The sequence below is a fragment of the Mycobacterium appelbergii genome (assembly GCF_032883035.1).
Classification (GTDB): domain Bacteria; phylum Actinomycetota; class Actinomycetes; order Mycobacteriales; family Mycobacteriaceae; genus Mycobacterium; species Mycobacterium appelbergii.
Window position 1 is genome coordinate 129,398 of record NZ_JAMQTH010000016.1, and the last position, 20,584, is coordinate 149,981.

16 protein-coding genes are annotated in these 20,584 nt (G+C 60.8%); 3 read left to right on the forward strand and 13 right to left on the reverse strand.

The features are described from left to right. Positions 1 to 21: 21 nt before the first annotated feature. Positions 22 to 249, reverse strand: a complete 228-nt coding sequence (locus M1247_RS30225) for an MbtH family protein (RefSeq protein ID WP_317160104.1) — start codon at positions 247 to 249, stop codon at positions 22 to 24. Between the two features lie 703 nt (positions 250 to 952). On the opposite strand from M1247_RS30225, the gene M1247_RS30230 reads away from it, so the two are divergent. Next, a complete protein-coding gene (locus M1247_RS30230; RefSeq protein ID WP_317160105.1) occupies positions 953 to 2,371 on the forward strand; it encodes a cytochrome P450 in 1,419 nt (472 codons plus the stop codon). On the opposite strand, the gene M1247_RS30235 is transcribed toward M1247_RS30230, so the two are convergent. From M1247_RS30235 to M1247_RS30245, 3 genes are all read right to left on the reverse strand, one after another. Then, positions 2,368 to 3,636, reverse strand: a complete 1,269-nt coding sequence (locus M1247_RS30235; RefSeq protein WP_317160106.1) for a glycosyltransferase — start codon at positions 3,634 to 3,636, stop codon at positions 2,368 to 2,370. The two genes, M1247_RS30230 and M1247_RS30235, sit on opposite strands and share 4 nt — an antisense overlap. Positions 3,637 to 3,716: 80 nt before the next feature. Next, positions 3,717 to 4,559 carry a TylF/MycF/NovP-related O-methyltransferase gene (locus M1247_RS30240; RefSeq protein ID WP_317160107.1) on the reverse strand — a complete coding sequence of 281 codons (843 nt, stop codon included), beginning with the start codon at positions 4,557 to 4,559 and terminating at the stop codon, positions 3,717 to 3,719. Between the two features lie 100 nt (positions 4,560 to 4,659). Next, positions 4,660 to 5,568, reverse strand: a complete 909-nt coding sequence (locus M1247_RS30245; protein ID WP_317160108.1) for a class I SAM-dependent methyltransferase — start codon at positions 5,566 to 5,568, stop codon at positions 4,660 to 4,662. A 277-nt stretch (positions 5,569 to 5,845) separates the two neighbouring features. Here M1247_RS30245 and M1247_RS30250 point away from each other — a divergent pair, with 277 nt between their 5' ends. Further along, complete coding sequence (locus M1247_RS30250; RefSeq protein WP_317160109.1) at positions 5,846 to 6,634, forward strand: GAP family protein; 789 nt, start codon at positions 5,846 to 5,848, stop codon at positions 6,632 to 6,634. 31 nt (positions 6,635 to 6,665) lie between these two features. Here M1247_RS30250 and M1247_RS30255 read toward each other — a convergent pair whose 3' ends face one another. Then, positions 6,666 to 7,424: a class I SAM-dependent methyltransferase gene (locus tag M1247_RS30255; RefSeq protein ID WP_317160110.1), complete on the reverse strand. Its 759-nt coding sequence runs from the start codon at positions 7,422 to 7,424 to the stop codon at positions 6,666 to 6,668. A 12-nt stretch (positions 7,425 to 7,436) separates the two neighbouring features. After that, positions 7,437 to 8,717, reverse strand: coding sequence for a glycosyltransferase (locus M1247_RS30260; RefSeq protein WP_317160111.1), 1,281 nt, complete (start codon positions 8,715 to 8,717; stop codon positions 7,437 to 7,439). A gap of 275 nt (positions 8,718 to 8,992) precedes the next feature. On the opposite strand from M1247_RS30260, the gene M1247_RS30265 reads away from it, so the two are divergent. After that, positions 8,993 to 9,748, forward strand: coding sequence for a GAP family protein (locus M1247_RS30265; RefSeq protein ID WP_317160112.1), 756 nt, complete (start codon positions 8,993 to 8,995; stop codon positions 9,746 to 9,748). A gap of 50 nt (positions 9,749 to 9,798) precedes the next feature. Here M1247_RS30265 and M1247_RS30270 read toward each other — a convergent pair whose 3' ends face one another. The 7 genes from M1247_RS30270 to M1247_RS30300 all read right to left on the reverse strand — a co-directional run bounded on the left by M1247_RS30270 (position 9,799) and on the right by M1247_RS30300 (position 20,456). After that, positions 9,799 to 11,076, reverse strand: coding sequence for a glycosyltransferase (locus tag M1247_RS30270; protein ID WP_317160113.1), 1,278 nt, complete (start codon positions 11,074 to 11,076; stop codon positions 9,799 to 9,801). A gap of 109 nt (positions 11,077 to 11,185) precedes the next feature. Then, positions 11,186 to 12,565: a hypothetical protein gene (locus M1247_RS30275; RefSeq protein WP_410506969.1), complete on the reverse strand. Its 1,380-nt coding sequence runs from the start codon at positions 12,563 to 12,565 to the stop codon at positions 11,186 to 11,188. Positions 12,566 to 12,644: 79 nt separating this feature from the next. Then, complete coding sequence (locus M1247_RS30280; RefSeq protein ID WP_317160114.1) at positions 12,645 to 13,613, reverse strand: sulfotransferase family protein; 969 nt, start codon at positions 13,611 to 13,613, stop codon at positions 12,645 to 12,647. A 189-nt stretch (positions 13,614 to 13,802) separates the two neighbouring features. Beyond that, a complete protein-coding gene (locus tag M1247_RS30285; RefSeq protein WP_317160115.1) occupies positions 13,803 to 14,141 on the reverse strand; it encodes a hemophore-related protein in 339 nt (112 codons plus the stop codon). 102 nt (positions 14,142 to 14,243) lie between these two features. Further along, positions 14,244 to 17,105: an MMPL/RND family transporter gene (locus M1247_RS30290; RefSeq protein ID WP_317160116.1), complete on the reverse strand. Its 2,862-nt coding sequence runs from the start codon at positions 17,103 to 17,105 to the stop codon at positions 14,244 to 14,246. A gap of 40 nt (positions 17,106 to 17,145) precedes the next feature. Then, the gene (locus M1247_RS30295; protein ID WP_317160117.1) at positions 17,146 to 20,049 is read right to left on the reverse strand and encodes an MMPL/RND family transporter; all 2,904 of its coding nucleotides are present in this window, start codon (positions 20,047 to 20,049) and stop codon (positions 17,146 to 17,148) included. After that, positions 20,046 to 20,456, reverse strand: coding sequence for an MmpS family transport accessory protein (locus tag M1247_RS30300; RefSeq protein ID WP_317160174.1), 411 nt, complete (start codon positions 20,454 to 20,456; stop codon positions 20,046 to 20,048). Before M1247_RS30300 ends, M1247_RS30295 begins: the two co-directional genes overlap by 4 nt. Positions 20,457 to 20,584 lie beyond the last annotated feature (128 nt).

Sequence of the window (20,584 nt, forward strand, 5' to 3'; positions counted from 1 at the left end):
GACTCCCCGCCGCCCGTCTACTTAATCGACAGTCCGGCTCTGCCCCAACCTGTCGCGCAGACTCTTTGGTCGTATGTCAGGCCAGTTCTGCTCGATGTAGTCCAGGCAGGCGGCGCGGTCCGCTTCGCCGTGAACGACCCGCCAGCCGGCAGGTACATCGGCGAAGGCGGGCCACAAGCTGTGTTGCTCCTCGTCGTTGACCAGGACGAAGAATCTGCCGTTGTCGTCGTCGAATGGATTGATACTCAACCGTTCTCCAGACCGTCTAGGCGACGTAATCTACGCCGACGTAAGTGGAACACGTTCTAAATCTAACCGAGCTTCCGTACCTCGTCCGTGATTTCAGAAAAATTTTCAGAGTTAACTAACTGCACGCCGGGTAACAGGTGCAAGAAGTTGCTTACTGCGTCGTGAATAACGCGTCGACCGGCCCGTACGTCACCTAAGGAGGCTCGCCGGCCCACCGCCCCACGAGGCGAGAGTGCCGAAAACACCGTGTACGTCCCGATTAAACGGACAGTCAATCGTTGCCCCGGCCACCCCGCAGGGGTAATCTACGTCAACGTAAGTGCAACGTGTTCTCAATCGCGTGCAGGACTCCGGTACGCCGCTGCGCAGTTTCAGGCAACCTGTGCACATTAACCAGAGCATGCCCAGTAACGGCTGGGTCGCACAGGTGGCAGCGTCTCCACGAGGCCGCAGACGGTCGTCGACGTGGTCACGGACCGGCAAGCGGACGTGGCGAACCTCGACACTCGTTGCACAACCGCCGAAAATGCATGCAAGTCCGACCCGACACTCGTACGGTTGGAACTCACCGAAAGCCGCTGATCTGCAAACCGTGGATCTACCCGATATGGGTACTTGCCGCGAACGGCAAACCTGCGTCAGTTTGCAGCCGGAGGCCGTCGGCGGGTCAGCTTTTCTCGTCTAGTAGCTAGGAACATGCAAAGTGAGCAAGTCTGCGCAAACCGCACTGCCGCCTGGACCTCCGCTTCCCATGGTGGTGCAGGCAGCGTTGATGTTGCGCTACGGGTTGGGGTATCTGACCGGATGTCAGCGCCGATACGGCGATGTGTTCACGCTGCGTCAACCGCTGGTGGGCACGGTCGTCTATGTTGCGGATCCCGTTGCCATCAAGTCGGTTTTCGGCGGCGACCCACGAGTTTTTCATGGCGGTGAAGGGCACCGGATTCTGAGCGGGGTGCTCGGCGAGAGCTCGCTGTTCGTGATCGACGAGGACGAACACCGCGACCGGCGCCGTCTGATGATGCCGGCGTTTCACCGTGACGCGGTCGCGCACCAGGCCGGTGCGATGGCCGAGATCGCTGCCGCAAATATTGCAGGATGGCCAGTGGGCAAAAGCTTTCCGGTGGCGGACAAGACGGCCGAGATCGCGCTCGAGGTGATCCTGCGGACCGTCGTCGGCGCCACTGACCCGGCCCGACTGGCGGCGCTGCGCGAGGTCGTGCCGCGGCTCCTTTATCTGAGTCCGTGGGAGACGCTTGCAGTTGCGAACCCGAAGCTGCAGCGGCGTCGCCCGTGGCAGGCGCTGCGCAGGCGATTCGCACAAGTTGACGCCTTGCTCTACGCCGAGATCGCCGACCGCCGCGCCGACCCCGACCTTGCAGAACGTACGGACGCGCTGGCCTCACTGGTGCGCTCCGCCGGCGACGACGGACGCACGATGGACGACCGCGAACTGCGCGACCAACTCGTCACGCTGATCCTGGCCGGCCATGAGACCACCGCGACGTCGCTGTCCTGGGCACTGGAGCGGCTGACACGCCACCCGGCCGCACTGGCCAAGGCGGTGCGTGCCGCCGATGCCAGCGCGGCCGGCGATCCCGCCGGCGACGAGTACCTGGACGCGGTCGTCAAGGAGACACTGCGGGTCCGCCCGGTGATATACAGCTCCGGCCGAGTCCTGACCGAGCCGACCGAGGTGGGCGGCTACCGGCTTCCAGCCGGTGTCACGGTGGACGTGTCGATCGGCCTGGTGCATGCGAGCGCCGCTTTGTACCCGGACCCGGACCGGTTCGACCCGGACCGGATGCTCAGGGCTACCTTGAGTCCGACCACCTACCTGCCGTTCGGCGGCGGCAACCGCCGCTGTCTCGGCGCTACCTTCGCGATGGTCGAGACACGTGTCGTGCTGCGTGAAATCCTGCGCCGGGTCGAGTTGATCACCACTACGGCAGCCGACGAGAAGCAGATGCTCAAGCATGTCACCTTCGTTCCACACCGCGGTGCGCGCATCGAAATCCGCGCAGTCAGGGACGTCACGCCAGCACTGCAGACAACCGACACGCCGGCGTGCCCCGCCTACGCTCACGGCTCCACGCCGTCGAGCGATCCGCGGCCCGACTAACGGCGATCGGCAACACCGGCCAGCTTCTCGACAAGGTCTGCCGCAGTTGCCACGCTTTCGGCGGGTTTGGTCATCTGGGTTGCCACCCCGCGCGCCCGGGCCAGATATCGCGGCGTCAGAATCGTGCGCAGGTCTTCGACCAACGTTTCCTCGGTGGTGGCCGAGAACCGCCGGGCGGTACCCACTTTCAGTCGTTTGACCCGCGCTCCCCAGAGCGTCTGATCGAGGTCAGTGGAAAGGATCAGCGTGGGAACTCCGGCGCGAAGTCCCGCGGCGGTGGTACCCGTGCCCCCATGGTGCACGACCGCGCGACAAGCGGGAAAGGCGGCCGAGTAATTCATTGCCGGCACCACCTTGACGTGTTCGTACTGAGGATCGTGGCTGAAGTCCGTACCGGCAGAACAGACCAACGCCCGCTCGCCCAGTTGCGCGCAGGCGGTACTGATCATGTCGAGTGTCTCGGTACCGGATTCGACTGGCAAGCTGCCAAAACCGAAGAAGATCGGCGGCGCTCCCGCGTCGATCCACGAGGCGACCTCGTCGTCGGCATCAGCGGGCAGATCCAACGTGAGTGCGCCGACGAAAGGCCTCTGGTCAGCCCATTGCGCCCATTCCTCTGCCAGGCCGGGAAAGCAGACCCCGTCGTAGGCTTGGATTTCCAGCGACCCACGGTCGGTGATCCGCCACGGCGAGGGTGCTGTGGCCTTCGGCAGGGCCAGCGCGTCTCGCTGTACGCTCTCGACCTTCTTCGCATGGCGCCACGCAAGCCACTCCGACACCTTCATCACCTTGCGACCCAACGGCGGTGGCAGGAACGGCACGAACCGGCCGTTGGCGCGGAGCGGAAAAAAGTGCAGGGTGGCCAACGGAATGTCGTAGTACTCCGCGACATTGCCCGCGGCATCCTCGAAATTCACACCGGTGAACAGCAAGTCGGCACCATCCGCGAGTGATGTCAACGTCCCGATGATGTCCTTCCAGCACTGGAGGAACGGCTCCACCACTTCGCGGCGATACCTGAGCAGATCCTGGACCTTCCAGAAGTTTCGAAAGAAATGCGTCCAGAAATTGCGGTGCGCGTCCAGCACGGCCTGCAGATCCGGTCCGTAGGCGACCGCCGTAGGGCCGGCGGACTGGGCGAAGCCAACGAGGTCGGGCGGGACGGCCATGTGCACGTCGTGCCCGCGGCGCATCAGCTCCCGGCCGACAGCGACGCACGGTTCGATATCACCGCGAGTTCCGTAGCTGGCCAGCACAATCTTCATCGCCTATTTTCGCCTCTCACCTTCCTTGCGCAGCTGCGCCACTACCCGTCATCACCTCGGGCGATCGACCAGATTTGCTGTCAATCCTTGCGCCACAACACGGCCGTCCCGTCGATGTCGACGATCTCCGCGGTAATCCCGTGCCCAGCACGGTAATCGGTGACGGCTTGCCGACACGGCTTCAGGTCGTGGTAGTCGTCAATGATGCAGAAGCCCTGTGGGGACAGCCGCGGGTAGAGCGCGTCCAGCGCCTGGATCGTGGACTCGTAAAGATCGCCATCAATTCGCAGGACAGCGATCCGATCGATCGGCGCGTTGTGCAGCGTGTCCTTGAACCATCCAGGAAGAAAGCGAACCTGGTCATCCAACAGTCCATAGCGCTGGAAGTTCGCTCTGACCTCGGTTTCGGGCACTCCAAGTATGCCTGCGACAGTCCCGGTCATAAGCCCTTTATCGGCTTTGTAATTTGCGGCGTCTACGCGTGGCAGGCCCTGGAACGAATCGGCTACCCACACGTTTCGCGCTGTATCGCCATGTGCGGCCAGGACAGCGCGCATCAGGATGCAAGCTCCGCCGCGCCACACTCCACATTCGATCAGGTCACCGGGGATATCTTCGGACAGTACGGTCTCGACGCAATGTTGGAGACTTGTGAGTCTCTGCATGCCGATCATCGTCTCGGCCTCCGCCGGCCAGTCAATGCCCAAGTCACGCTTGCGCTGAACGAGCGCGCTTTGCCGACTGTCCGGCGTAACTCGCGCGAGTCGCTGCGCACCGCTTCGCACGACCATGCGGTTGAGCGCCTTGTAATAGAGACGTCGCCGCAGTGTCCACTGACTGGGCATTCGCTCCGGCATCCCGTACCTGGTGAGATTGCCTCGGATCAGGTCGAGGTAGAGAGATCGAACGTCGTGATCGGTCACGTGAAGAGGGCCCCATCTCGAATTTCAGTTAATGATGAAAGCTACTAAACAGATTGCAGTAGAGTCGTTTTCTCGCCACCTTTGCACTCACCTGCCCGCCTCATATCGCTCGCAGGACGAACCCGGCCTGGTCACCACGACCGTCGCGGTTGAGCTGAACCGCACGTTTCTCCCACTCCCACAGCCGTTTGGGCCCAAACATCCGAAGGATCTTGGGGTCGGTCACTGGAACATCGCGCCGATACGCTTCGCTTCCCATGAACTGACCCAAATTTGAGTCGTCAAACGTCCTGTCCACGCGCAGCCCAGCCCTCTCGGCTGCCAGTGCCATCCCCCGTCGTGAAGGTATGACCATGTGTCGAGGGGCATCGGCCTGGACCCAGTCCGCCCGATAAGTGGTCCACGCTGCTGACGAGGTCGTCGGCACGCGAGCCAAACAAATACCTCCTGCAGCGAGCTTCCCGTGTGCCACTTTGAGTGTCGCAACCGGGTCCGGAATGTGTTCGAGCGAATGGTTGAACATTATGAGATCGAATGTGCCGTCCACAGAGCTCAGATCTCGCTTCAGAAGTGGCACGCCTTCAGATGACTCACCATCGGCCTCGATGAACGGATCCGCACCAGACAAGTTGCTGAATCCAAGCCTGGCCAGTCGGTCGAGCAGACCACCGTTTCCACACCCAACATCGAGAACCCGCGCATCTTGCTGAACTGCAAGCTGCGAGAGCATTTTGACGACGTCTCCTCCAAGAAGCACTCGGAAGATTCCCTCAGATACGGGCGCCGCTATGAGTGCGCCCCACATTCGGCGGCCGCCGCGCAATTTGAATCGGTCATGGTGGGTGACCAGCCATTGGAAGACGCTCGGCTGAGCTGAAGCACTGTGCGAGTAGTAGTTGGGCGGGTAATGACGCATGAGTTCTTCACCCACGAGCGCATCGCTGATCTGTAACGTTTCGCATGCAGTGCAGCTGAAATACTCAAACAGTTCCCTGGTCCCGAACATCATTTCGCGAACCTCGATAGTTTCATGGGGACCAGTCGATCCGCACAGTCGGCAATCTCTGACAACCACGTCTACTCGACCATCCTCGGGGAACTTGACGCCACCGAAAAATCGTACCGTCTGCGAACCTACGCCGGACTGAAATCGTCACTCCCCTAAGGCCTGTGCCTGAATGAGGGCAGCGTCGCCGACGCCCAATCGACGCACGAGTACCGTTCTAGCAACTCAGAATGGCTCCAAAACGACCGACAGAGAAGTGCAACCGGGTAGTGTTTCGGCCGTGTGGGGATCGGTGCTGGTACTAGGGCTTCTGGTCGGGCTCGATCCCATGCGTCTCGGCATCACCCTTCTTGTGATCTCCCGACCGAGGCCCGTGCAGAACTTGCTTGTCTTCGGCGCCGGTTGCGTGACGGCGTGCATCCCCACATTGGTGGTTCCATTGACGCTGCTGCACTCAACGCCGATGTTCAAGTCGACCGCACAGGAATGGGCTACGAGTTCCACTGGCGGGTATATCCAAATCGGCATGGGAATGCTCGCGCTGACGACGGCCACAGTGCTGTCGGTGCGCTTCTGGGTGCGTCAGCCGGCGCGGCTGTCGACTCGAGACGGCAACACGTCGACCCTGGTCTTCGACTCGGATGCGCCGACGCCGGTGTCACGGCTACTGCAACGCGCACAGGATGCGACGACAGAGGGCGGGTCCATATTCCGGCGGATGTTGCGCCGTGGCCACGATGCTTGGCAGAACGGATCTTTGTGGGTCGCGTTCGTGATCGGCTTCTCATTTGCCGGGGCACCACCCGACGTGGCGCTATTCCTCCTCGCCATCGTCGTGGTCTCAGGCGCGGCGCTCGGCACGCAGATCAGCGCCACCATCGCGTTCGTCGTAGGAATGCTTGCCGTTGTCGAGATTGTCCTCGTCAGCTATCTGGCCGCGCCGGAACGAACCGAGGCGATCGTGCAACGGCTCCACGACTGGGCATGGGCACACCATCGGAAGATCCTGGTCGCCATGTGTACGTTGGCGGGGATCATGCTGGTAGCCAAGGGATTGAACAGCGTCTGAGGCACCCGTATCGGGGTGTGACTCGGGTTTATCAGGCGCGACGGGCCACTGCGACCGTCGGACTCAACCCTCGTTTGGTCCTGAACTCGACGGTAATCTTCGGATCGGCATGATGGCCGAGAGCACGCAGCGCCGAGGGACTGTAGGCGCGGAGCGAACTGATGAACCCATCATGTTGCAACGGCGAGAACTTGATGAGTGGGAGCACCACAGCCAACAACACTATGTGCAGGGGCGCCGGCGGCCTGGGAAGGTCGACGATCAGCAGCTTCTTCGCCGCCCTGGTGCCCGCCGCAAACACTTGAGCGGCGAGTTCGGGCGACAGGTGATGCAACGATAAAGCGAACACTGCGAGGTCGTAATACCCGTCTGTGGAATCGATTTCGGTGGCGTCCATTTCTCGCACCACGGCGCGTGGGTGACTTCCGAGGTCACCTGCGGCCATACCTGCGACGAATGCGGGGTCGATATCGGTGACCGTCACCTGAGCAGTGGGATGTCTCTCCAGTAATCTGCGCGACAGTCCGCCGAGGCCGGCCCCGAGCTCGAGGATCTTCGGTGAGGGCACGTCGGCCACTTCGCGAATCGCGATTCGGGCGCACTTCTCGTGAATCCCGATCCACCGCCGGCGACCGGCGCGGTCCAGCGAGTCCATGACCTTTTGTTTCAGATCATCCACGTCGTCACGGTCCAGATATTCCAGCCGGTCGGTCTGCAACCGCCGGTCCAGCCAGGAAGCATCCGGGCCGCCCCTGGGCATGCGCGCAATGTCGCAGGCTCTGCTATCCATGTAGACCGCGCATCAGCCAGCACGCCTGAGACGAGCGAAGTTCTCCAGCAGATCGGCGGCGGTCGCTACGCTCTCGGCGGGTTTCGTCATCTCGGTGGCGAGCTCGCGAGCACGGGCGACATATCCCGGTTCGAGAACCGTGCGCAGATCCGCGACCAACGATTTCTGGGTGGTGGCCGAAAGCCTCCGGGCAGTACCCACTTTCAGTCGCTTGATTCGAGCCCCCCACAGCGTCTGATCCAGATCCGTCGACAGGATCAACGTGGGGACACCTGCACGCAGACCCGCGGCCGTGGTCCCCGCGCCGCCGTGGTGCACGACGGCGCGACAGACGGGGAAGGCGGCCGCGTAATTCATCGTGTCGACGACCTTGACGTGCTCGGAATGAGGGACATCGCTGAAGTCACTGGAGCCGGCGCACACCAACGCTCGCTCCCCCAGCTGCGCACACGCCGCGCTGATCATCGCCAGTGTGTCAGCCGCAGACTCGACCGGCATGCTGCCGAAACCGAAGCAGATTGGCGGAGTTCCTGCGGCGATCCATGACGCGACCTCATCATCGGATTCTGTCGGCAACTCCATCGTCAACGCACCGACGAACGGCCTTTGATGCTTCCATTGCGCCCATTCTTCGGCCAACCCGGGAAAGTAAAGCTCATCGTAGGCTTGGATTTCGAGCGATCCGCGCTCGGCGACCCGCCAGGCGGAGGGGCCCGTGGCCTTTGGTAGGCCCAGTTCGCGGCGCTGCGGATCCTCCAGCCTTTTCATCATCGGCCAACTCAGCCACTCCGACACCCTCATCACCGCCCGGGCCAACCGCGCCGGTAAGGCCGGAACCAGTTGGCCGTTGGGCCGAATCGGGAAGACGTGCAGCATGGCGAACGGGATGTCGCAACCCTCCGCGACATTGCCGGCGGCCTCCTCGCCAATCACACCGGTAAACAGCAGATCCGCGCCCTCCGCCAGCGACGTCAGCGTTGTGCTGACGTCCTGCCAGTACTGGTCGAACAGATGCCAATCCTCGCGCAACAAACGGGCCAAATCCCGGATCCTCCAAAAGTTCTTCCAGAACTTGCGCAAGAACCGCGCCCAGAAGTCGCGGTTCAGGTCCTGCCACACCCGCACGTCCGGTCCACAGGCAATTGCCGTAGGGCCGGCCGCCTCAACGAACCCGACCAGGTCGGGCGAGACGGCCATGCGGACGTCGTGCCCGCGGCGCAGCAACTCACGGCCGACTGCGACACCAGGCTCGACATCACCACGAGTCCCATAGAACGCCAGCACAAATTTCATCGCGAAAACCTCGAGCCTTTCACTTGTCGAACCCGTGGCCAGCCGGGGACATCGGCCATTATCCCTGTCCGCCGCGGGTTCCGGTCCAAAACTGAGCAGGTGAATCTGGAAGATACTGGGCAGGATTCGACAGTCCGCATGAGGTAACACCCACTCTCACTTCCGCACCGGAATCGTGTGTCAGCTAGCTCAGGACTACCCCAGAGGTTCCAAAAGGCCCAACCCACAAGAACTTGCAGGTAGTGTTCCGGCCCGTGTGGGGTTCACTGCTCGGGATGGCCATTCTGATGGCGTTCAACCCCGCACTTCTGGCCCTCATCCTTCTTGTCATCTCCCGCCCGAGGCCGGTACAAAATCTGCTCGTGTGCTGGATCGGCTGCCTCACAACAAATATTCCGGCGTTGTTGGTCCCGTTGATGCTGTTGCACCGCACGCCGATGTTCAGCCCTCAAGCTCCTGCCGCGAGTGCGGCGGCCCGGCACATACAGCTCGGCATGGGTGTGCTCGTACTAGCGGTCGCCGCGTTGATTACAGTGCGCTTCTGGGCACGCCGGCGGGCGCAGGTGACGGCCCCGAGTGGTAATACTCCGACCCAGGACTTGCACTCCGCCGAGCCGAGCCCAATCTCCTCGCCGTTTGCCGGTGTGCAGGATGCGGCGGAAGGCAAATCCATGATTCGGCGGCTGTTCGGCCGTCTCCAAAAAGCCTGGGACAGTGGCGCCTTGTGGGTCGCACTGGTGTGCGGAATGGGATTCTTGCCGGGATTTCCCCTGGTCTTGTTCGTGGCGACCACCGTCGTTTCCTCGGGTGCCACGGTCGGCACGCAGATCATCGCCGTTATCCTCTTCGTTGTCGCGATGTTCACAGTTTTCGAAGTCGCCGTCGTCAGTCATCTCGTCGCTCCGGTGCGAACCCAAGCAGTGCTGCAACCGGTACACGACTGGGCTTTGGCCAACCGCAGGCAGGTCATGATAGGAATCTTCATAATGATTGGGTTATTGCAGGTGGTAAAGGGTTTGGGCATCGTCTGAGTTGATGGCTCGGCGGGACTGTCTGCTGCGCTCGAGACGGCTGAACTATGTCAGTCAACGCGTTTCGACGCGGCGAAACGTTCCAGGAGATCGGCAGCGTTGGCAAGGCTTTCGTCGGGTTTGCTCATCTGGGTGGCGATCTCGCGGGCGCGGCTGACGAACTTCGGGTCAAGGATTGTATGCAGGTCTGCGACCAGCGATTCGAGAGTGGCGGTCGAAATGCGCCGCCCAAAACCTACTTTCAACCGCTTGACACGAGCCGCCCAGATCGCCTGGTCGAGCGCCGTCCAGAAAACCAGCATCGGTACTCCCGCTCGTAGGCCCGCGGACATGGTGCCCATGCCACCGTGGTGCACGAGTGCTCGGCAGGCTGGAAATACCGCTGCGAAATTCATCGTGTCAACGACTTTGACATGGTTGAGATCGGTGACATGGCTGAAGCTGCTCGAGCCGGCGCACACCAACGCTCGTTCGCCCAACTGCTCACAGGCCGCCCCGATCATATAGAGCGTCTCGACCGGAGATTTAACCGGCGTGCTGCCGAAGCTGAAGAAAATCGGTGGTGTCCCGGCCTCAATCCACGAGGCGACCTCGTCATCGCCACTAGTGGCCAACTCCATCGTCAGTGCTCCGACAAAGGGCCGCAGGCCATCCCATTTCGCCCATTCGGTGGCCAGGCCGGGAAAGCACACCTCGTCATAGGCCTGCATTTCCAGCGATCCACGTTCGGCGATCCGCCGCGGCCCGGAGGACGTGGCCTTCGGCAGGCCTAGTTGACGGCGCTGCGCATCGTCAAACTTCTTCACTCCGCGCCAGTTCGCCCACTCGTACACCGTCAGTGCGTATCGGCCCAACGGCGGAGGAAGAAATGGCAGCATCCGACCGTTGGCCCGCACCGGTGAGACGTGCAGCGTGGCCAACGGAATACCGTAGTACTCTGCGACATTGACGGCCGGCGGCTCGAAATTCAGGAAGGTGATGAGTAAGTCAGCTCCATCAGCCAGCGACGTCAGTGTCGTGGTGATCTCCTCCCAAAACTCGATAACGGACTCCCCGATTTCGCGCATTTCGCGCCAGAGCCTCTTGAGTTCTCCGATCTTCCAGAAGTTGCCGAAGAATCGAATCCAAAAGTCGCGGTGGGCGTCCGACCACACCTCCGTATCGGGTCCATAGGGCACTGTCGTGAGCCCAGCCGACTCGGCGAACCCGACCAGGTCTGGCGGGACCGCTATGCGGACGTCATGCCCACGGCGCTGTAACTCACAGCCAACCGCGACGCAGGGTTCCACATCGCCACGAGTTCCATAGCTTGCCAGCGCCAGTTTCATCGCGGCTCTATCGGCATGAAATCTCCAGTCTGACACGTCACGAACAACGCTGTAGCACCTGAGCTTTGGGCCTGGACGGTCAAGGTTAACCCATCACCTTACGGGTGCGTCAGTAAATCTCTCCAGATAGGTCGAAATCAGCCAGTGTGCGCTCGGCCAATTCACGCAAAGCGCAGGGTGTGTTCTTTGCGCCGGGTTGGTACGCGCCGACACTGATGAAGATCTTGCCGCTGAGGCGTCCAGACAGAATGATCATCCGGCCGCCGATCCGCTCGAGGAGACGTCTGGACTCTTGTTGTCCGGTCGCTCGTGCGTTGGCGAAATCTGCGGCGGTGCCATCGGCATTGCTGATCATTGAGCGGAGATCACCGAGGTACGAGCAAAAGACCGACTGATCAGGGTCGGCGGGAATCCTCGCCACCATGCGTCTCAACATTCGCTTCGGCACGAACGACGGCAGCCATAGAAGTTGCCTAGTGTCGTCTGCTGTTTCCTTGAGAGTCTTCAACGTCCGCTTGATGGCGGCACGGACCTCGCGCAGATCTGTTGTGACCGGCACCGGGTCAACGGTGACGCGCACATACGACAGTGCCATCGCGCGTGTGTCGTCGGCCGTGCGATCGCTGATGGGGATCTGCAGGGTGACCGCGCCATCGTCGGCGCGTCGGCGCCCGAGGCCTTCTCCGAGTTTCGTAGCGAAGGCCGCGGCAAGTGTGTGACTAGCTCCGCCAAGAGCTTCCGCGCGCGCATCCCATTCATCCAGGTTGACGTAGATCGTGAGGGCTGGCACGAGGACAACGTCGTCAGCATCGGTTGCTTCGACGGCGACGGGCTCACGTGGTGGCGCTGAACGACGCTTCTCCTTCTCGGCGCGAGCCTGCTTACGCGCCGATGCCGTCGCCGCGACAAGCGCCCGGGTGACCTCAGGTACGTCCCGCGCTGTTTGGCGGACATCTTGCCTCAACGCGCGGAACCGAGTGCGTGACATCGGTGCCGGGTAGCCAAGATCGCGCGTCTTGCCCAGGGCCGCTTCGACTATCACGAGCGCTAGCCCGAGTCCGTCGATCAGGTTGTGGGAAAGCACAAGGCTGATGGCGGTCGAGCCATCATCGAGACGCACGACGCCGATATGCCGGCCCGGTCCTGATTCTGCGCTGACGGGAAGTTGTGAGCGTTCATCGACCCAGTCGCTGAATTCGGCACGCGGACGGGTGGACTCCGCTATGTCGATGTCTGGGTGCCCCTGATCCGCCACCCACCGATGCCGCGCGATCGGCAGCGCCGGACGCTCGATGCGCCGACCCAACAACCCCTGACCGAGATTCTGGTGAAAACGCCGTACCGCATCGAGATCGACACCGCGTTCGTATAGCCATGTGACCTGTATGACCACATTCATGTCGGCTGCGTGATGCTCCGCCAACAAGGCTTCGTCTGCCAGAGCCAGCCGATTATCCGGTCGCGCCGCGCCTTTGGATGCGCGGCGCATTCTCAACGATTCGCGTGCACGGCTCACCCGTCCTCGCACCAACCCGCCTCCTTCATCACCCCGACATCCGACGGCGGTTCTAGGCCCAGGTCCCGCGACGCCTGTGGGCCATTGCCACGGCTTCGTAGCGAAGCTTCAGGATGGACGGCCGGATGAACCGGTTGAGCTTGTGCAATCGCTGCGAATTCTCGAACACCGTCCGGAATCCTTGTTCACTGGCCCGATACTCCGCGTATACCCGATCCAGCGCAGACTGATCCCAGGGCTCGTCGCGCGCGGCCGCGTGCAGTTCGTCGTAGACCACGGAAATCCAGTCTGTCCCAAAGGTCTCCGTCACCGGACCGGTGTGTCGCTGACGGTGGAGATCCGGCGTCAGGAAATCCTCTATTGCGTCCTCATCCCTAGTGCCGAAGTCGATCCCGAGTGCTACCGAAATCCGTTTCACTTCCCGACGCCAGTCATCGAGGAGATTGGCGTACTCGACAAATACGCGAGGTAGTCCGCGGGAGGATTTCTCTGCCAGCAGATTGAATTTCAGCCACAAGGCGCTACCGAGTTCTGGTGAGGTGAGAAAGTCCGCCGCACCCGATGCGATGACCTCCTGTGGGGGACGCACCATATTCACGACCGTGATGTCGAAACCGGCGGCCCGTGCCGCCTCGAACCACACGCTGGACAGCAGCGTGATCTGCAGATCTTTGATGAGAACGAGCGGCGCCGCCGGCAACGTGGAAAGAAACTCACCAATCTTGTTGACGCAGCCGGCCTTCTGGTCCGCGTCGAAACCGCCGTCCTCTTGCAAGCGCAGTGACGTGTCGAACACGGCGCTGCCGTGGCTTCGCAAGATTGTGTTGTTGAGGTGGAGCGACGCACGCGGCTCCCAGTAGCCACGCGGATTGCGGGGGTCGGCGCCCGACAACCCGGTTGGGAGTGTCGCACCGCACAGCGAGAGAACCCGTGTGAGCGCCGATGTTCCAGATCGCGGCACCCCCAATACGAACAAGGCAACCGGGCGAGGCGCAGACCCGCTCTGGTCGGCGGCCGTCACAAGCACAGCTCCGCAAAATTTGCTATTTGCCGCATGGTTTTCCTCCGCGAAATCCGATCAGCTCGGCTGCTCGGCGAAATCAGCGAGCGAGCCCCGCGGCGCCGGCGGTACACGCTGAACTCCAAAAGGTTTGGCGCTGCGGGCCTGTCGGCTTGCGGGCGAACCCCGAATGCCGGCGTGCGTTGTGGGTCAGAAGTTATTGCAGGTGTTGAAGGTCTGCTCGAGAGCTCCGATGTACGGTCCGGCGCCCGGGGTGTTCACCATGTTCTCGGCCGTCCGCTGTCTCTTATCCGGTGGTGCAGCCAGGAAATCGCGTAAACCCTTCTGCATGACCGGAGATGAGGTGAATGCGTTGGCAAACTGCGGATTCTGTGCGTTCAGCGCCGCGACCAATTGGTCGTAAGTGCAGGTTGTGTTGACAGCCGAATCCAGATTGGGGCTTGCGGTCGCGATCCCGGCTCCGGCGGTCAACGACAACGCCAATCCCCCAAGCCCGACCGCCAATTTAGTGAACGATAGTTGGATCATGTGCAGAATTCCTCCCTACAGTTTTGATCCCCGATCGCCCGACTCTAATCGGGCAATGACGATCTCGCCGAAGCTTTGCCAAACTCGCCATATCACGTCAAGTTATGCCTCCTGCGCGACCAATTGGCGGGGTCCGGTGGGTCCCAGATTTGCGCTCGCGGGGCGCTGTCGTACGCGCAGCGGCCACCAGAACCACCGCCCCAGCAGTGCGGCGATCGCGGGCGTCATGAATGCACGCACCACCAACGTGTCGAACAACAGCCCCAAGCCGATGGTGGAACCCACCTGCCCGATGATGCGCAGATCACTGACGACCATCGACAACATGGTGAAGGCGAACACCAGACCTGCGGACGTCACCACCTTCCCCGTCCCGCCCATTGCCCGGATGATGCCCGTGTTTATCCCGGCGTGTACTTCCTCTTTCATCCGCGACACCAATAGCAGGTTGTAATCAGAACCGACCGCCAAGAGGACGATTACCGACATCGCAAGGACCAGCCAGTGCAATTTTATGCCAAGGATGCGTTGCCAGATCAGCACAGAGAGCCCGAATGCTGCGCCCAGGGAAAGCACCACCGTGCCCACAATGACCAGGGCGGCGACAAAACTTCGCGTCACAATCAGCATGATGCCAAAAATGAGACAGAGCGCCGCGACGCCCGCGATCAAGAGATCGTATGTGGACCCGTCCCGGAGGTCTTTGAATGTCGCAGCGGTCCCTGCGAGGCGGATCGTGGCGTTCTCCAGCGGTGTGACCTTGAGCGCCTCTTCGGCTGCTTTTCTCACGGCGTTGACCCGCGAGATGCCTTCCGGGGTCCCGGGATCGCCCAGGTGAGTCAGGATCAGCCGCACAGCCTTCCCATCTGGCGAAAAGAACAGGCTCATAGCGCGTTTGAAGTCCTCGTTCTCGAAAACCTCTGGCGGCAGGTAGAAGGAGTCGTCGTTTTGAGCGGCGTCGTAAACCTTCCCCATCGCCGTGGCATCTGCGGCCGTGTTGTCGATCATGCCGAACATCCCCGACATGGTGCTGTGCATGGTCAGCATCATGGTTCGCATAGCTTTCATGGTGGTGATCATCGGCGGTAGCAGGGTGACCAACTGCCGCTGGAGCCCATCCATTGTCTCCACGCGTTCGAGAATCTGGTGCGATTTGAGACTGAGCTCGTCGGAACGGTCGAGTCCCTGAAATACGGATCTGATTGCGAAGCAAAGTGGAATGTTTTCGCAGTGCGGTTCCCAATATAAATAATTGCGGAGCGGCCTGAAGAAATCGTCAAAGTCGGCGATGTTGTTGCGCAACTCGTCAACTGTCGCTGTTAGGTCTCTGTTTAGAATAATCGTCTGGTGGGTGATGTCGGAGATCTGCTTCATCAGCTCGTATGTGCGTTGCATTTGATTTATCATCTTGGTCATGTCGTCAGCCTGCTTAAGCATGTCTTTCATGCGGTCCTTACCGAACGGCAGGATCTGCAAGAGGCCAGCGCTTTGCAAACTGATCTGAAACGGTATCGACGTGCGTTCGATGGGAGTTCCCTCGGGCCGGGTTATGCTCTGAACCGCAGCAATGCCCGGCACGGCGAATACCCTTTTGGCCAGTTTGTGTAGAACCACAAAATCTGTCGGATTGCGCATATCGTGGTCTGCCTCGACCGTCAGGATGTCAGGGGTCATCCTCGACTCAGGGAAATGTCGCTCAGCCGCCGCGTATCCCACGTTGGCGGGGATATCTTCAGGCACATACAGTCGATCGTCGTAGCTGGTCTGATATCCCGGGAGGGCCAATATGCCGATGAATGCGACCGCGCACGCCGCTGCGAGAATGGGTGCCGGCCACCGAACGATCGCCGTACCCACCCACCGCCACCTTCGGACCAAGACCTTTCGCTTCGGCTCGAACAGACCAAATCGGCCGCCCACGGCAATAACAGCCGGGACCAGCGTGACGGCCACCGCAACCGCGACAGCCATACCGACAGCGGAGGGAACACCCATGGTTTCGAAGTAAGGCAGCCGAGCGAAGCTCAGGCAGAAGAGCGCTCCAGCAATCGTCAAACCGGAGGCCACGACGACTTTCGCGACGCTGCGGTAGGTGGTGTAGAACGCAGTTTCTTTGTCCTCGCCGGCCTGGCGCGCTTCGTGATACCGCCCCGTGAAAAAGATGCCGTAGTCCGTTCCAACTGCAATTCCGAGCGATACCAGCAGGTTGACCGCAAAGGTCGAAAGCCCGATAATTCCGTGATCGCCCAGGAATGCGACCACTCCGCGAGCTGCCTGTACTTGTATTCCCACCATGATGAGCAGCAGAACTACGGTGACGATCGACCGATATACGAAAAGCAGCATCGCGAAGATCACCACCAGCGTGACGAGAGTGATTTTCATGATGGATGTATCGCCGGCGTGGTTCATGTCCGCGACCAACGGCGAAGGACCTGTGACATAGGCGTTCAGGCCCGGCGGCGGTGTCGTTCGTTTCACGATGTCCCGGACGGATTCGACGGATTCGTTCGCCAGGGCTTGGCCTTGGTTACCCGCGAGGTTCAGCTGGACATAGGCAGCCAAGTCGTCGGTGCTTTGCACACCGGTCGCCGTGAGCGCGTCTCCCCAGTAATCCTGGACGTGCTGCACATGCGTCGTGTCGGCTTTCAATAGACGAATCAACTCGTCGTAATAGCGATGCGCCTCGTCGCCGAGCGGTTGGTCACTCTCCAAGACGATCATCGCCACGCTGTCGGAATCGGATTCCTTGAACACCTCGCCCATGCGCTGCATCGCTTGGAACGAAGGTGCATCTTTCGGAACCAGCGACACCGAACTTTCTCGCCCAACTTGCTCCAGCGATGGAACGGCGAAGGTCACGATGGCGATGATCACCAACCAACCGAGGATGATCGGTACCGACAACCGATAGATCATCCGAGCGATAAGTGGTGGCCGGCCCGTCAGCTGCCTGTCGCTCATGCGGCCTTCACCAGGCGAAAGGTAAACGCGTTCATTGCGGTCAGCGCTCTTCCTTCTGCAGGAGCGACCGCACCAGCGGACTGGGGCCCGTTCGGCGCCGTACTGCACTGGTCGGGCGGGCGTGTACGCGTTGGGGCCACCAGAACCACCGCCCCAGCAGTGCGGCGATCGCGGGCGTCATGAATGCACGCACCACCAACGTGTCGAACAACAGACCGACACCGATGGTGGAACCCAGTTGCCCGATGGTGATCAGATCGCTGAATACCATCGACATCATGGTGAAGGCGAACACCAGACCTGCGGACGTCACCACCTTCCCCGTCCCGCCCATTGCCCGGATGATGCCCGTGTTTATCCCGGCGTGTATTTCCTCTTTCATCCGCGACACCAACAATAGGTTGTAATCAGAACCGACGGCCAACAGAATGATCACGGACATCGCAAGAACGACCCAATTCAGTGGGATTCCGAGAATATGCTGCCAAATCAGCACAGAGAGCCCGAATGCTGCACCGAGGGATAGCGCGACCGTGCCCACAATGACCAGGGCGGCGACAAAACTTCGCGTCACAATCAGCATGATGCCGAAAATGAGACAGAGCGCCGCGGTCGCCGCGATCAAGAGATCGTATGTGGACCCGTCAACGAGGTCTTTCGCCGATGCCGCGGTGCCGGTCAGATAGATCCTGGCATTTTGCAGCGGCGTGCCCTTGAGCGCTTCCGCAGCTGCCGTTTCTATCGGGTCGACCAGGGACATACCTTCGGGTGTGGCAGGATCTCCCCGTTGTGAGATGAGCAAACGAGCCGCTTTCCCGTCCGGTGACAGGAAGATATCCATGATGCGTTTGAAGTCTTCATTCTGGAATACTTCTGGGGGCAGATAGAAGGAGTCGTCATTTTGAGCGGCATCGAACGCCTTACCCATCGCGGTGGCATTATCGGTCGTCGATTCCATCTGATCAATGATTCCGGACATGGTGCTGTGCATGGTCAGCATCATCGTCCGTGTTGATTGCATGGTCTCGATCATCACCGGAAATTGTTCGACCATTTGAGGCAGGATTTCATCCAGTCGATCCAAATTTTCGACCAGTCCGCGCAACTTGTCGGCAACCTGGTCAACACCGTCAAGCGTGTCGAAGACCGATCTGATCGCCTGACAAACCGGAATGTCGTAGCAGTGCGGTTCCCAATAGAAATAATTGCGGATCGGCCTGAAGAAATCGTCGAAATTTGAAACGTGATCCCGTAACTCATTCGTAATGTCTTCCAACTCATGAGTTTTGCCGACCATGTCGTGAGTCGTGGCCACCATCTGTTGCGTCAAGGATTGCATGCGCTGCATGATCGCGATCGTTTTCAGCATGTCATCAGCCTGGACCAACAAATCGTCCATACGATTCTTCTGAAACGGCATCAGGTGCGTCTGCGTCGCGCTGCTCATGCTCAGCATGAACGGGATCGTCGTGTGTTTGAGGGGTTCCCCGCCGGGACGAGTCGCCGACTGCACCCGTGAAACGCCTGGGACGGACAGGATTCCTTTGGCGAGTTTGTTCAGCACCAGGAAGTCGACTGCGTTGCGCATATCATGGTCGGCCTCGATCAACAAAATGTCGGGCGCCATCATCAACGACTGGGGAAAATGTCGCGCCGCGGCCGCATATCCCACGTTGGCGGGAATATCTTGCGGAATGTACTTCTGATCGTTGTAGCTGGGTTGGTAGGCGGGCAGTGCCAATAGACCGATGAACGCAACCGCACACGTAGCAACGAGGATGGGGCCGGGCCACCGAACGATCGCCGTGCCGATCCGTCGCCATCGACGGACCATGACCTTCCGCTTGGGCTCAAAAAGGCCAAAACGGCTGCCTACGGATATCACGGCAGGAACCAGCGTGATCGCTACCAGGACGGCAACGACCATACCGACGGCGGTGGGAATACCCAGAGTTTGATAGACGGGCAGCCGGGTGAAGTGCAGACAGAGAACGGCGCCCGCAATCGTCAAGCCGGAACCCAGCACCACCTTGGCAACACTGCGGAACGTTGTGTAGAACGCCGTATCCCGGTCCTCGCCAGCCTGCCGTGCCTCCTGATAGCGCCCGGTGAAGAATATGCCGTAATCCGTTCCGGCCGCGATCGCCAGCGCCACCAGCAGATTGACGACGAACGTGGTGATACCGATGACCCCCAGGTCGCCGAGTAACGCGACAAACCCTCGGGCCACCGTCAGTTCTATTCCGACAATTACCAGCATGAGAATGACGGAGATGACGGATCGGTAGACAAGGAGCAGCATCGTGAAGATCACCGCGAGGCTTATCGCGGTGACGAGCAGTACGGTCCTGTTGCCGGCGGGCCCCAGATCCGCAGCGAACGCTGCAGGCCCGGTGACGTAAGCCTTGACTCCTGGCGGCAGTGGCGTCCGTTCCACGATGTCCCGGACGGCCTCCACGGACTTGTTCGCCGAGACTCCCTCACTGGGAGGGGCAAGAGTCAGTTGCACATAGGTGGCCTTGCCATCGGCGCTTTGCGCAGCGGCCTGCGTGATCGGATCGCCCCAGAAATCCTGTACGTGCTGCACATGCGCGGTGTCGGCTTTCAGCTGACGAATCAACTCGTCGTAATACGCGTGCGAATCATCGCCGAGTGGTTGCTGGCCCTCCAGAACGATCATCGCCACAATGCTGGAATTGGATTCGCCGAACAGTTCACCCATGCGCTGCATGGCCTGGAACGACGGGGCAGCTGAGAGGTTCATCGCTACCGCGTGCTCTTTTTCGACCTGCTCAAGCGAGGGAACCGTGATACTCAGGACGACGGCTATCGCCAACCAGCCGAGGATGATCGGCACCGACAGCCGACGGATCATCCGCGCTACGAACGGCGGACGGTTGAGTGACTGCAACGGCTCCGTCGCCGGCTCACCAGCCGAGCTCATGCGGCCTTCAGCTGGCAGAAGGTGAATGCACTTACGCCGTACTGGATCTTCTCGTCTTTGACCTTGTCGCCGACGAGGATGCGGCATCCGATGCTGTCAGTGTCGCCCTGCGCGGTGACATTTCCCATGGATGTCGCTTCGGAGATCGGGAACTCGACCGACCACGGCAGCGTCGCTTCTCGCACAACCTGTGGGTCCGCATCGGCGTCGAAATAGCTGATGGTTGCGACCGTTCCCGGTGGGCCGAACACCTCGTACACCAGATGCTTCGGATCGTGGGGCCGCTTCTCCTCACGTTCGGCGCTCGCATACGTGGGGCGATGGTCGCTGCCGAAGACACCGTGCAGCCTCGACACCGTAAATCCTCCTGCGACCGCCACCACCACGAGAACCAGTGGTATCCACAGCCGCTTCAGAATCCTGAAAATCGCGAGTTCCCTCCGACTACTTCCGTGTTCGGCATCATGGCTCGAACATGCAACTACCGATCGGATGCGGACACGGCAAACGACCGAACCTCGAATGCGATGGCATC